At 38.6% G+C, this 13,302-nt stretch carries 14 protein-coding genes; all 14 read left to right on the top strand.

What is annotated here, in order from left to right; all coding sequences use genetic code 11:
• Positions 1-44 precede the first annotated feature (44 nt).
• A complete protein-coding gene (locus HMPREF9378_RS06135; RefSeq protein ID WP_002900735.1) occupies positions 45-905 on the top strand; it encodes a DNA/RNA non-specific endonuclease in 861 nt (286 codons plus the stop codon).
• A gap of 177 nt (positions 906-1,082) precedes the next feature.
• The gene (locus HMPREF9378_RS06140; RefSeq protein WP_002902711.1) at positions 1,083-1,802 is read left to right on the top strand and encodes a matrixin family metalloprotease; all 720 of its coding nucleotides are present in this window, start codon (positions 1,083-1,085) and stop codon (positions 1,800-1,802) included.
• Positions 1,803-1,806: 4 nt separating this feature from the next.
• The gene (locus HMPREF9378_RS06145; RefSeq protein WP_002900732.1) at positions 1,807-2,172 is read left to right on the top strand and encodes a hypothetical protein; all 366 of its coding nucleotides are present in this window, start codon (positions 1,807-1,809) and stop codon (positions 2,170-2,172) included.
• A gap of 99 nt (positions 2,173-2,271) precedes the next feature.
• A complete protein-coding gene (locus HMPREF9378_RS06150; protein WP_032909515.1) occupies positions 2,272-4,167 on the top strand; it encodes an ABC-F family ATP-binding cassette domain-containing protein in 1,896 nt (631 codons plus the stop codon).
• Between the two features lie 159 nt (positions 4,168-4,326).
• Positions 4,327-4,884 carry a hypothetical protein gene (locus HMPREF9378_RS06155; protein WP_002900729.1) on the top strand — a complete coding sequence of 186 codons (558 nt, stop codon included), beginning with the start codon at positions 4,327-4,329 and terminating at the stop codon, positions 4,882-4,884.
• Between the two features lie 88 nt (positions 4,885-4,972).
• Positions 4,973-5,716, top strand: a complete 744-nt coding sequence (locus HMPREF9378_RS06160; RefSeq protein WP_002913733.1) for a hypothetical protein — start codon at positions 4,973-4,975, stop codon at positions 5,714-5,716.
• Positions 5,717-5,782: 66 nt separating this feature from the next.
• A complete protein-coding gene (locus HMPREF9378_RS06165; RefSeq protein WP_002900725.1) occupies positions 5,783-6,499 on the top strand; it encodes a hypothetical protein in 717 nt (238 codons plus the stop codon).
• Between the two features lie 369 nt (positions 6,500-6,868).
• Entirely contained in the window at positions 6,869-7,630 is a 762-nt protein-coding gene (locus HMPREF9378_RS06175; protein WP_002902712.1) for a hypothetical protein, read from the top strand.
• A 90-nt stretch (positions 7,631-7,720) separates the two neighbouring features.
• Positions 7,721-8,392: a hypothetical protein gene (locus HMPREF9378_RS06180; protein ID WP_023916005.1), complete on the top strand. Its 672-nt coding sequence runs from the start codon at positions 7,721-7,723 to the stop codon at positions 8,390-8,392.
• A 168-nt stretch (positions 8,393-8,560) separates the two neighbouring features.
• Positions 8,561-9,466, top strand: coding sequence for a hypothetical protein (locus tag HMPREF9378_RS06185; RefSeq protein WP_002913730.1), 906 nt, complete (start codon positions 8,561-8,563; stop codon positions 9,464-9,466).
• A 69-nt stretch (positions 9,467-9,535) separates the two neighbouring features.
• Positions 9,536-10,240, top strand: coding sequence for a hypothetical protein (locus HMPREF9378_RS06190; protein WP_002913728.1), 705 nt, complete (start codon positions 9,536-9,538; stop codon positions 10,238-10,240).
• 215 nt (positions 10,241-10,455) lie between these two features.
• Positions 10,456-11,352 (top strand): hypothetical protein, encoded by an 897-nt coding sequence (locus HMPREF9378_RS06195; RefSeq protein WP_002902717.1) that lies wholly within the window; start codon positions 10,456-10,458, stop codon positions 11,350-11,352.
• A gap of 58 nt (positions 11,353-11,410) precedes the next feature.
• Positions 11,411-12,070: a hypothetical protein gene (locus HMPREF9378_RS06200; RefSeq protein ID WP_002902718.1), complete on the top strand. Its 660-nt coding sequence runs from the start codon at positions 11,411-11,413 to the stop codon at positions 12,068-12,070.
• Between the two features lie 145 nt (positions 12,071-12,215).
• Positions 12,216-13,094: a hypothetical protein gene (locus tag HMPREF9378_RS06205; protein ID WP_002902719.1), complete on the top strand. Its 879-nt coding sequence runs from the start codon at positions 12,216-12,218 to the stop codon at positions 13,092-13,094.
• Positions 13,095-13,302: the final 208 nt, after the last annotated feature.

Below are 13,302 nucleotides of genomic sequence, written 5' to 3'. Positions count from 1 at the left end.
CTGGCTGAAATGTGAATCCAGTTTGCTAAGTTGAGAGAAAGAAGATGAAAAGAAAGACTAGTCAGAAAAGGAATTCTAAGAGCCTGCAAGGCTGGGCTGGGCTGACTCTAGCCTTGATTTTGGCGCTGGCTGGCTATTTCTGGGGACAGGATGGTCAGCAGCCACTTCAGAGTCCAAATTCAGAAATCAGAGTTGGGCAAGTTCAAGATCAGGGCACCCCTAGTCGGGAACTGGCTGAGAGCGTTCTGACGGATGCTGTCCGAGCTCAGCTTAAAGGCAGCATTGAATGGAATGGAGCTGGTGCCTTTATCGTGAATGGGAATAAGACAGACTTGGATGCGGGGATTTCTAGTAAGCCCTACGCTGACAATAAGACCAAGCTTGTACAAGGGCAAACCCTTCCGACAGTGGCGAATGCCTTTTTATCCAAGTCTACCCGCCAGTACAAAAAACGGGAAGAAACTAGAAATGCCAACACTTCATGGGTACCGGCAGGCTGGCATCAACTCAAGAACCTCCCTGGTGAGTACAATCACGCTGTGGACCGCGGACATCTCTTGGCCTATTCGCTGATCGGTGGTTTGAAGGGCTTTGATGCTTCTACTAGCAATCCTGCCAATATCGCTGTGCAGACGGCCTGGTCCAACCAAGCCAATGAAGCGGATTCGACAGGGCAGAATTACTATGAGACAAAGATCCGTAAGGCCCTGGATAAGAACAAGCGGGTGCGCTACCGGGTAACCTTGATTTATGCCACGGAGACTGATTTAGTACCGGTTGGGTCACATTTAGAGGCCAAGTCCAGCGATGGCAGTCTAGAATTCAATGTCTTTATTCCGAATGTGCAAAAAGGGATTCGTTTGGACTATAATAGTGGCAAGGTCAGTCAGGAGACGGGTTCTTAATTTTATACTCAAAAATAGATTTGCAAAGAGTATTCAATAGTATGAAAAGAAATGGTTGCAGATTTGTAGTCATTTTCTTTTATAATAATAGATAGAAAGAAGGCTAATTTTTCAGTCTTTTTTAAGAAAGCGGTGGTAAAATCAACGTTCTCTTACAATCTAGTAAAGGAGGTTGCGATGGGACTTATTTTTAAATGCATCCGGTTTCTCATGCGTTTGATTGGGCGCGTGGTTTGGGGACTTGCCTGGTCCTTTGTCCTGAGCTTTATGGTTATTGTCGGAATTTTCTATTTTACCACTTCGACAAAACCGGGTACAGAGGGACTGACGCAGGCTGTTCAGACGGCTGTTGGCAGAGTGGATCAATTTTTAAATCACCAAGGCATTTCCACGGGGCTTCACAGCAGTGAGGAGACGCAGACGGATCAGCTGACAGATGAGCATGCAACAACAGGGGCTCGTTGGGATCAGCCAAGCGCTACAATTTATATCGATACAAATAATGAAACCTTCCGTTCAGCCTATAAGGAGGCCATTGATTCTTGGAATCAAACAGGTGCCTTCACCTTTCAAATCATCAATGACAAAGACAAGGCGGACATTGTTGCGACGGAGATGAACGATGGCAATGTCAGTGCAGCTGGTGAAGCTGAGTCGCAGACTAATCTCCTAACCAAGCGGTTTACCCATGTCACAGTTCGCCTTAATAGTTACTACCTGCTAGACAGTCGCTATGCTTATTCTCATGAGCGGATTGTCAATACAGCGGCGCACGAATTGGGCCATGCTATCGGATTAGACCATAATGAGGAGGAATCAGTGATGCAGTCAGCAGGCTCATTTTACAGTATCCAGCCGACAGATATCCAGGCTGTAAAAGACTTGTATCAATCGTAAGCCTATGTTAAAATCTATTTTTTACTTGATTCGACACTTTCCAGAGCAAGTTTTTCTCTTTGTTTTTAACTCAGGAATCTTTGTCTGGCTATGGAAAAGCGGCAATGAGATTGCCAACCAGCTAGGAGTGACAGCGGCTTGGGAAAATCATGTTCCGGCGCCCATTCAGGTCTTCTTCGGCCAGAATATTGAGGCAGTTCAGGGATTTTTTCACAATTCCGCCTTTATGTGGCTAGTCGGATCTATGATTATCCTTCTGGCTATTCGTATAATCAAGGGAATGATTAAATTTGTTGTCTTTACGGTTCTGATTCTGCTGGGAATTTATCTGATTTTGCAGAATCAATCTATTCTCAATAGTTTTATGTAAGGCAGTCAGCTATGGCTGTCTTTTTTCTTTTGGGGAGCTGAGTTTGCTTTCTCTTGAATTCTGATAGCTGTGCTTCTGGAAATCTGCTATAATGGTCTTATGATTATTTTACAAGCAAGCAAGATTGAACGCTCTTTTGCAGGGGAGCTTCTTTTTGACAATATTAACCTGCAGGTAGATGAGGGTGATCGAATTGCTCTCGTCGGTAAAAATGGAGCTGGGAAGTCAACCCTGCTCAAGATTTTGGTGGGCGAGGAAGAGCCTACTTCTGGTCAGATCAATAAAAAACGAGACTTGTCTCTGTCCTATCTGGCTCAGGACAGCCGCTTTGAGTCGGAGAATACCATCTACGATGAGATGATGCTGGTCTTTGATAGTCTGCGTCAGCAAGAAAAACGCTTGCGCCAGATGGAGCTGCAAATGGGAGAATTGTCAGCGGAAGAGCTGACTGCTCTCATGACTCAGTATGACCAGCTGTCAGAGGATTTTCGCCAGAAAGGTGGTTTTACCTACGAGGCCGATATTCGAGCTATTTTGAATGGCTTCAAGTTTGACCAGTCCATGTGGCAGATGAAGATTTCTGAGCTTTCAGGCGGGCAGAATACCCGTCTGGCTCTGGCTAAGATGCTTTTGGAAAAGCCAGAGTTGCTGGTACTGGACGAGCCGACCAACCACTTGGATATCGAGACCATTGCTTGGCTGGAGACTTACTTAGTCAACTACAGCGGTGCCCTGATCATCGTCAGCCACGACCGCTATTTCTTAGACAAGGTTGCGACCATCACGCTGGACTTGACCAAGCATTCCTTGGATCGCTATGTGGGCAATTACTCTAGCTTTGTGGTCCAAAAGGAGCAGAAGCTGGCCACTGAAGCCAAGAACTACGAAAAGCAACAGAAAGAAATCGCTGCGCTGGAGGACTTTGTCAATCGCAATCTGGTCCGGGCCTCTACTACCAAGCGGGCTCAGTCCCGCCGCAAGCAGCTGGAAAAGATGGAGCGTTTGGACAGGCCGGAGACCGGCAGTCGATCGGCTAATATGACCTTCAAATCCGATAAGGTTTCGGGAAATGTTGTTCTAACTTTGGAAGACGCAGCTATTGGCTATGGCGTGGAAGTTCTATCGGAGCCAATTAACCTTGACATTCGCAAGTTCAATGCGGTAGCTATTGTCGGGCCAAATGGGATTGGAAAGACGACCTTGATTAAATCACTAATCGGTCAAGTGCCCTTCATCAGAGGCAAGGAGCAGCTGGGGGCTAATGTGGAAGTGGGCTACTATGACCAGACCCAGAGCAAACTGACTGCCAGCAATACGGTACTTGATGAGCTATGGAATGACTTCAAGCTGACGCCAGAAGTCGAAATTCGCAATCGCTTAGGCGCTTTCCTCTTCTCGGGGGACGATGTCAAGAAGTCTGTCGGCATGCTATCAGGTGGAGAGCGAGCGCGGCTGCTTCTAGCCAAGCTGTCTATGGAAAACAACAACTTTCTCATCCTAGACGAGCCGACCAACCACCTGGACATTGACAGCAAGGAAGTGCTGGAAAATGCCCTGATTGACTTTGACGGCACCCTGCTCTTTGTCAGCCATGACCGTTACTTTATCAATCGCGTGGCAACCCAGATCATCGAGCTTTCTGAGACAGGCTCCACCCTTTATCTGGGTGATTATGACTACTATCTGGAGAAAAAGGCAGAGCAGGAAGCCTTGCGTGAGGAGACGGAGCAGGTTGATTTAGATAAGCCTGCCCCTGCCAATGACTATCAGCTTCAAAAGGAAAACCAGAAAGAACAGCGCCGGCTGGCCCGCCGCCTAGAGCAATTGGAAGCGCAAATCGAGGACTTGGACAGTCAGATTAGTCAGCTTCAGGAAGCCATGCAGGCTACCAACGACGCCAGTGAACTCATGGAGAGCCAGCAGCAAATCGACCAGCTGACCGCCGCCCAAGAAGAAGCCATGCTAGAATGGGAAGAACTGGCGGAGAAGGTGTAGGAAGAGCCAATCGAACCTGTGCAAGAATTCCTAGTTTCCGTGAGAGATGAACTTCTTAGAGCTTACAGGAAAATTAAAATGATATTTAATGTGGTTCAGTTATCGTATTACTAAAGATTGTGATGACTGAATCGTTTTATTTAAGAAAAATAGGAGAAAATGATGGATTTTGTAATAATTTTTATTGTCTTAATGCTAGCAATTTTTGCTTTCGTAGGTTGGATAGTTTATTGGGCGATTAGTCATTCCGCCAAAAAGAATAAAGTATACCAAGCCTTCGCTTCCGAGCACGGCTATCAATTTGATAAAGCACAAGGTAACGACTATTACAGAGAATATTCCAAGCAAAAAACAAGTAACGACCTCACACTAAAACTTTTCCAGAATCCGTATGTAGAAAAATACGCGAATTTTAATCATTATCCATTTGGTCGTGGAAATATGGTAAAAGTTGCCTATGTAATTTCAGGTAACTACAATGGTTCTCAATTTCGGGCTTTCACCTATCATTTTGAGGGAAATGCAATTGAGAATTCTGGTCCCGGTGGTGTTTTCAGCATTGTTATGATTCAGTGCCCGGATGAACCAAAAGGTCAGCTTTCAGAGCAAATGTTTTATGAAAATGGAATGCTCTGTGAATACCTTCGAGAAAATTTGAATGTAGAAGACCTTCATGATAGAATTGAGAAATTGGCTTATATTGCAAACGCAAAATGAGTCTTCCTGGTTTTCAATCCAGAGATTTGGTAATAGGAAGTATATAGTTAAGTAGAAAGAGGCTAGAATGTTTTTTATAAGACGTCGTATGTTTTTTAATCAATATGGCGATAAAGCTATTTATTTTGATTGTAAGACCCACGAACTTTTAGAGGCACCAAAGAGTAAACTATTAGATACAGAGAAATCAAGCAGGATGAATCGGCATATACCTCTTTTAGTTGTCCTGTTTTTGTCTAGTGGAGGAGGAATAATTTCTTTCTTTAGATTATTCTTGCATGGAACATATACCATGACAACTTTTTGGAGTGTTATTCTTATTTGGATAGCTGAGTTTGCCTTTATTACTATCCTCGTAGAACGTGCCTTGTATCGAAATATCAACAGAGCACAAGTGACCTCTCAAACAATTAGTTTGGTTATTATGGAGACATTGGACGAAGAACAAAAGGTGGAGAAGGATTTGAGCAAGAAAGAGAATAGAAATGGTACACGCTTGATAAAAGGATTGATTTTTCTAGTCCCCTTGGTTGGATTCTTCTATGCCTATGATTTCATTTTTAATTATCAAGACTTGTTAGGTAATCCTATTGGAGGAGAAATATTTAAAATTATTGCAACTGGACTTTTATTAGGTGTTTCTTTTGTATTATATAATCAAAATAATCTTACTAAGAGTTTTGATATATTGGATTTATTCTATGGTGGAAAACTGAGTGTAGTATGTAGAGCTGACCACGATCCAGATGTCTATCTAGAAGTGAGGATGGGAACAGATCAAGAACCTATCATCACCGAACTACAGAAAGATGAAAACCAAGTTTTGAAGTAGAAGGTAGAGAGTGGAAAATAGTTTTCTTGTATAAAATCAATCTGACCAGATAAGGAGAGGGAGTTCATGTCAAAAGCTTCAAAGAAAAAGAAAGTAGTGATCGAAGAACGCTACCACGGCCCTTTGATTACAAATGAGGTTAGTTTAGGCTATATTAAATTTTTTCCTTGGATCATGCTACCGATTACGGCATTTTTATATTTTGCGGGTAGCTACGAAGATAGGATTGGTATTATCAAGGTTTTATTTCTTTCTTGTATTCTGATTAATGGATTTAGTATTATCTTTGGCCTTTTTAACTCTTTGGTGAATCGCTTTAAATCTCTGACCTACATCTTAATCGGCTTGGTAGCTTGGACAATAGTCGTCAGCTTCACCTTTATTGGCCTATTGATGTTTACCTCGGGCGAGGATTCTATTAGTGCACGAACGGTCAATGATTCCAGTTTCACCTTGTTTTATCTCATTCCCATCTTGCTCTTATTCCTTGGGATGACCTTGATTTACGCCTGGTATTACCTCCCTCAAAATCAAGGGAAAATTTGGAAGATTAACCAATGGGAGACCTATAAGGTGAATAGTAAGAAAAAAGAATGGCTTTTCAACATTTTGGGAGTTATTGGAATTATACTGCTGTTCATAGCCGTGATGACAGGCTATGTTGAGAGAATCTTCGGTCTTTTCTTGGGGATGTTAATCACATTAACGTTTCCTGCGGTTATCGTGGATGCCGTTTACGCAGCCATCTATATCCGAAAGCATCCAGAATATGAAGAGTTGTGATTGTACAAAAAAGTGGCCGTTAACTGGCCAATCATTATAGACCGATTGATCAATAGTGTAATTAAATTGGATGGAGTCAATGAAGAAACAATCTATAGTTCTTCGTGATTCGCTTGGATTTTCACAGTTTTTATGGCTATCATGGGCTTGGTGGGCCCGATTTCTATCTTCACCATGCTCGTTTTGAAGATGATGGGAACACCCATCGGCAGTGAGATATTCAATTTAAGCGTGATGGGGATTGTGCCAGCTGTCGCAGTTCTATTGCTATGGCAAAATAATATGATTCGATGGTTGAAGGCAGTTGAACGGTACAGAAATCATCGCGTCAAAAAGGAAATAGAATAAAGAAAATAGAAAGAGGCTAGAATGTTTTTTAGAAGACGTCGTTTTTATTTGAATCAATATTATGACAAAGCCATTTATTATGATCGTAAGACCCATGAAGTTTTAGAAGCTCCAAAGAGTAAACTATTAGATACAGAGAAATCGAGCAGGATGAATCGGCATATTCCTCTATTAGTTGTTTTCTTTATGTTTAGCGGGGGTGGTCTTACTTCCTTCTTTAGTCTATTTTTACAAGGAACTTATAGCATGACTGCTTTTTGGAGTGTTATTCTTATCTGGATAGCAGAGTTTGCTTTTGTCACTCTCCTTGTAGAACGAGCCTTGTATAGAAATGTTAATAAAGCTCAAGTGACTACCCAAACGGTTTGTCTGACGACTATGATTTATCCGGATGACGAAAATCAAGACGAGGAGGAAAAGACGGAAAAAGGTTTTAGTAAAGGTGCTTTTTTATATTTTAATGCACTCTTATTTACTATTCCTGCAGTAGGTTTCTACTATGTATATGATTTTATTTCCCGCTTTAAAGACTTGTTGGGGCAACCGATTGGAGGTGAAATTTTTAAGATTATATTTGCAGGTCTTTTGTTGGGAATTGCTTTTGTTGCGTTCAATCAAAATTACTTTGTTAGAATCTTGAAATTATCACAACAGTTTGAGGAGGGGAAAATTAGTGTGATATGTAGATCTGATGACGATCCAGGTGTCTATCTAGAAGTGAGCGTCGGACCGGATGGAGCTATTTTGACAAAAGAGCTACATGATTATAAAGCTGGAGCTTAGCTGATTTGAAATTAAATAAAAGTGAGTGAAGCAGTAGAGATTATAAAGTTTGGTAACAGAACTTCAATAACTAATTGGAAAGAGGTTAGAATGTTTTTTCTTAGACGTCGTCGAGTATTTATTGGCGAGTGTGATGGTCAGGCGGTCTATTATGACCAGCAGACTAGAGAGGCTTTAGCAGCTCCCAAAAGTTTCCTGCTCAATACGGAAGGAGCGCGTAAGACTAATGCCTATATTCCTGAATTGGTGATTCTCTTGATGGCAGGTGGACCTGCGGTCTTCGGATTCTTTTCAGCCTTGTCCATTGGTGTCTATAATTGGACCAGTTTGACCTATATCCTGCTATTTTGGTTGGCTGAGTTTCTGTTAATGGTCGCTATTCTTGAGCGAGGGCTTTATAAAAATGTTCGCAAGGCTCAGCCGACAACAGAGAAGGTGTTTTATTATGCGGCTTCCCATAATTTGATGGTGGGTGACGAGAATTTTGACCCAGCTAAATCATCTTCAACAATCTATCGAATTGCTCGCTACATAATAATTGCTGCTGTTATATATTTAGTATGTGTTTTTTACGGCTATACTCAAAAGTTTGGTCAGCCTATTGAGACCAATTACGATTTTTGGATAGCTGGATTTATGTTCTATATACCCTTTTTGTTTTATAACCAAAACAACCCTGTTCGTTTTGTAAAGATTATGAAGCTGTACAGTCAAGGGAAAATCTTGTTCAAGAAAGAACCGGAGAGCGAAACTTGTAACTAAGTGTTAGATAAAACAGTCGATCGCAGAAGGTAAGTGTTATATCTTTAACAAAGCGAGGAGTAGCTGCTGCGACAGTTGCTGTTTTGTGACACAATTTGTTGCCTATCCTCAAATGGAAGATTCTCAAGGATATGAGCCTTTCTGCCAGATGAAATTTGGAGATTAAAAATGAAAAAAATCAGTATTTTCGGTGCAGACTTTGAACGAAGTAAGAAAATCGTAACGAACGGAAAGTTTGCCTTAACCGCCGGTATGCCAAATCCTATTCATATGGGGATGATCAATCGGCTGTTTACGGTCGTGTTTTGCATATTTATCTTTTTTGGAATTATGGTTTACTTTCTATTAATTGCTTTGCCAAGTAGTGTAGGTCAAAGTGGAGAAGTACACTATCTTTCTCATCAATCGGTTTCTTTGTTTCACACAATTGGGCAAATAATGCGACCAATCAGTATAGTTTTCTATCTAACTTTCCTTTTTGGATCTATCCCTGTTTTTTGGCCCAAGAAACGCTTGAACAGTCAGCTTTGGACTTACTTTCCTTTTTATTTTTCAATGTCAATTTGTGCTTTTATATCGGGGTTTTATTTTGCTAGTGCGGTAGCTTACGATGCTTATACATTGGTGGGATTCTGGTTTCAGTTCGTCTTAGGAATCGTTCTCTTTTTCTGGATTATTACGAATAGTATCCAGAATCTGAAAAGGAGACTGAACGATGAAGAAGAAAAGTCAATTCTTAAGAAAGTGATGATGATTACAGTCGGAACGATGGTAGTGCTCTTTCCGGTATCACTGGTCTATCATCTAATGAATCAACTTCCGGTCCTTTGGTATTTTTATATGTTTGGATTATTTTTGGTGGTTTGGTTTGTCATTAGCGGTTATTTTATAGCTTTTATGATGAATGTGCATATTTTTCAAGCCTATTATATCCACAAGTACCCAGAAGAGTATAAATCCTACTTAAAGATTTCAGACCGAGAATGGTACAGCAAACGATATTATAAAAAGCTGGTCAAAAGTGGCAAGCTAAAAGAAGAAACAACACAAGAGAATGGAGAAGAAAATGAGTAAAAAATTATTGCTTTTAGGAAGTGATGTCAATAAAGAACTAGATCGAAATATTAAGTCTAAAAAGCTAATATGGAGATGTCCATTGTGAAAAAGATAAGATTATTATTTGCTGTTGATAATGGGATGGGAACTAATTTAAAAGGAACAGGCTTAGCTGCAGAGTACTATTTTTTATCAGGAGATATTGTTTGGAGAAGGCTCGATAAGGAAAAAATAGGGAATCACCAAAACATAGCTAAGAAAATTGGCAGATTAACTTGGATGTCTTCGCCATTTTTGATTGTCCCGATTATGGCTTTTATCGCTGGTTATTCTGATAATTACATTGTTCCTCAAAAAGAGTTCGGTCTTTTTTCTTTTCTGTTACCTATGATCTTAGGAATCTGGTTTTTTATACTTTTTGAATTATGGATGATTTCAATTAGAAATACTTATCCTTTGATTGAAGCTCCTAGTAGTACTGTCCAGAAAGAATATTTTGAAGTTATACACGATATAACTTTAAAACATAATGATGTTTTGAAACAGATAAAAACATCTTATCTTGCAAACATTTTAGTAGTGTTGTTTATTGTCTTTGCAGTTATTCCTTTTGTTTATTGGTTTTATTTTATGCCAAGTACAATTATAGAGTTTATAATAAAATTAGTTGTACTTGCTATACTACTTTCTTTGGTTCCAAATATTATATGGAATGGCATAGTCAAAACTGTTATAAATAATAAAATTTTAGATAAATTAAATTATGAATTGGAGAATGAAAATGGAAAATAATAACCCTATTTTACCAATTGGTTCGGTTGTCATAAACCAGTTGAGATCAAACCATGTAATGTCTGTATGTCTAGCAGAATTAAAAAAATGCTTTTAGAGATACAAAGGCCAAATTTTTTGAGGTAGAAAATGAGTGAAAAAATATAGTTTTAGGACCAGAAGAATTAAACAAGAACTACTTTCAATCACTAGGTGCGACACGAGCTTCTGTTGGGATGCTTGGTTTGGCCTGGTCCGGTATATTTGCCTTAAGTATTGCCTTGTCGCATGTGTATTATTTTATAAAAGATCAACTCAAATTGAATCCCTTTTCTAATCTTATATTCCTATTTTTTTGCGTATACCTTCTTTTTATGCTGATATGTCAAGTTATTTCTTTCAATCAAAAATTGATTTATAGACATCAATTTTTTGGTACAGCCATGCTTTTTGCAATGATTAATGGATTACTTCTGTCATTAGTTTTGACCGATTATGTTATTGTTGTACTCACTAATAATTTATTGAGAAATTCTTTTATATATACCATTATTTTTGGGCTTAGTTCTCTGATTCTATTTTTGGGTTTAATCCTTTATAATGTAAGATGGCTAAAGAAACAATTAGAAACAGGCTTTTCCGAGCAACGGACTAATGCCAACTATGTTGCTGCTTCGAGTGTCTATAGTAAACCCTCTATTTGGATAATTCTAGGAGCTACCTTGCTTGGCGGAATGATGGTTGGTTTGATAACCGGCTATTATAAGCAAATATTAGGTATTTTTGGTAATCTAGTGTTTATATCAGCTTTCTCGAGACTCATTGTTGAAGTCGGATATTTACTTAAATTGAGAGCGAAAGATAAGACTTACTGGGAAGAAGTACCAGAAGAATTATATAATCATAGCATTTTTAAAACTTTAGATTTCAAAAAGACTAAGCCCCGTTTGATTGCAGAGGTTATTCTATTTCTTGGTATTATTGCTTGTTTGCAATTATTGCATATAGATGCTGAAAATAGTCCGATTTGGCTAATATGGTTTATAAGAATTTTTGGCTATACGATTGTCTTGGATGCTACGGGGAGTTTTATTTATTATCAGTTTAAAAAGAGGAAGAAAAGAAAGTGCTGAGAACTATATCAACCTGACTTGTTTTAATTGTTGGTATATAGAGAGGAAAGGATGAAGGATGTTTTTTAGGAAAGTTATTTATATAGGGGAAAGTGATGGTCAGGCTATTTATGTAAATGTAGAAAAGCCAAGAGACCCCTTAGCAGCTCCTAAAAGTAAACTATTGAATACAGAGGCATCGCGTGGCAATCGGAAACAAATCATTTTAATTACATCATTTCTGATTGCTTTTAGTGGTGTGATGCAGCTTTTTCCTGAGACACGATTGTTTGGTGGTGTCTATGGCTATGGTACTTTGGTTTATTTTCTAATTGTTTGGTTTCTGGAAGGTACTCTTTTGCTGGTCATAGTAGAGCGAGCCCTTTATAAGAATGTTAAGTTGGCACAGCCAACCAGTAAAGAAAATTTTAGACGGGCAGTTGATACTAATCTTATTTGGGGTAATTTTGGCGATAAGAAGGTTACTCTTGGCAAGAAGATATTCGCTTGGATTTTCACAGTATTTATGGCTTTAATGGGACTGATTGGTCCAATTTTAGTCATATCTATTCTAGTTTTTAATATGATAGGGACACCTATCGGCAGTGAGATTATCACTTTAAGCTTTATGGGTATTTTACCAGCTGCAGCAGTTCTGTTATTATGGCAAAACAATATGGTTAGATGGTTTATGGCTGTTGAAAGATATAGAAAGAATAGATACAATAAAATTTCATAATAGAAAATATGAGTTTTGAAAAGTTTTGCTGTAATGAATTCCAAAATGAAAGATTATTTGAACTCTTATGAAGGTGTGGGCGTTATGGCGGTAATTTCTAGACATCTTATGGAATAGGAAATATATTGGTATTTTGATTGAAAAAATGAAGAAAAAATCTATTTTTAAGGCTAGTTTTGAAGAGAGTTTGAATCTGGAAGATGATGGGTTTGTACAGTACCAGAAAGGAAATGTTTTCTCTAAGTTAGAAATATATTATAGGGAAGGAAAGTCTAAACTAGTTCTTCATATTCAGAATATTGTTTTAACTCTTATCGGTCCTGTCATTATAAACTTTATGATTCTTGTTTTTTCGCTATCCTTGCACGACTCTGATCCTAAAGATTTAAGATTGCCTATCTATCAACATCCATTACTAACAGCTGAGGTATATCTAGTCTGTTTCTTAATTTGGGTATTTATCATATTGATTGGTAAAGTTTTTAGAAAAGCTTTTATACTGCCCTATCGTTATCATTTTCATGTTATCACATTTTTAATTTGGCTTAGTTTTGAATTTAACCTGCTAGCTATTGATATATCATTACCAACTTTATCTATTTGGATGATTGCTGCTATTTTTGTTTTTATTTCTATATTAGCCTATTTTATGTTTAGCCTTGAAATTGAAAGTCTTAAAAAACTGATGTATGGTAATGGAAGTGGCTCTTCTCTTCGCAATAAAATTGCCAATAAGATAGCGATTTATGGAATGAGCTTTTTGGGAATTGGAGTAATTATAAACTTTATAATAAAGGGTTTTTCCATAAAATTTTCAACTTCGTTGGAAGGCTTAGGTCTTTTGATAACATGGATTATCCTAAATATTGCTGTGATTGCTATGTTAATCTACATCGAATTTCCTAGTTATTTACAAGCTTTCTACAAATGGAAATATCCCGAAGAATACCGTGAGTGGGAAGGGAAAACTGTAGAAGAGTGGTATGGAAAAAAATATTTTAAAAAAAACACAAGGATTTATTAAAAAACAGATAAAAAGAACGATTGGTATGGGTAATAGAGAAAAGTAGACAGGATTCTTAGTAGAATCTGCCTTTTCCGATTTTCGGCCGATAAGATTTTGACGAAAAGAGGCTCGTCCGAAAGTATAATCCGAACAATGATCGGTGAAGATAGTTTTGAAAGAGCGACTAGGGAAGCGAAACAGCAATTAAAGGAATTGAAGTGGTAAA

The sequence above is a fragment of the Streptococcus sanguinis SK1 = NCTC 7863 genome (genome assembly GCF_000194945.1).
In the GTDB taxonomy this organism is placed as follows: Bacteria; Bacillota; Bacilli; order Lactobacillales; family Streptococcaceae; genus Streptococcus; species Streptococcus sanguinis.
The sequence above is the reverse complement of the archived record's forward strand: the minus strand, read 5'-3'. Positions and strand labels throughout refer to the sequence as shown.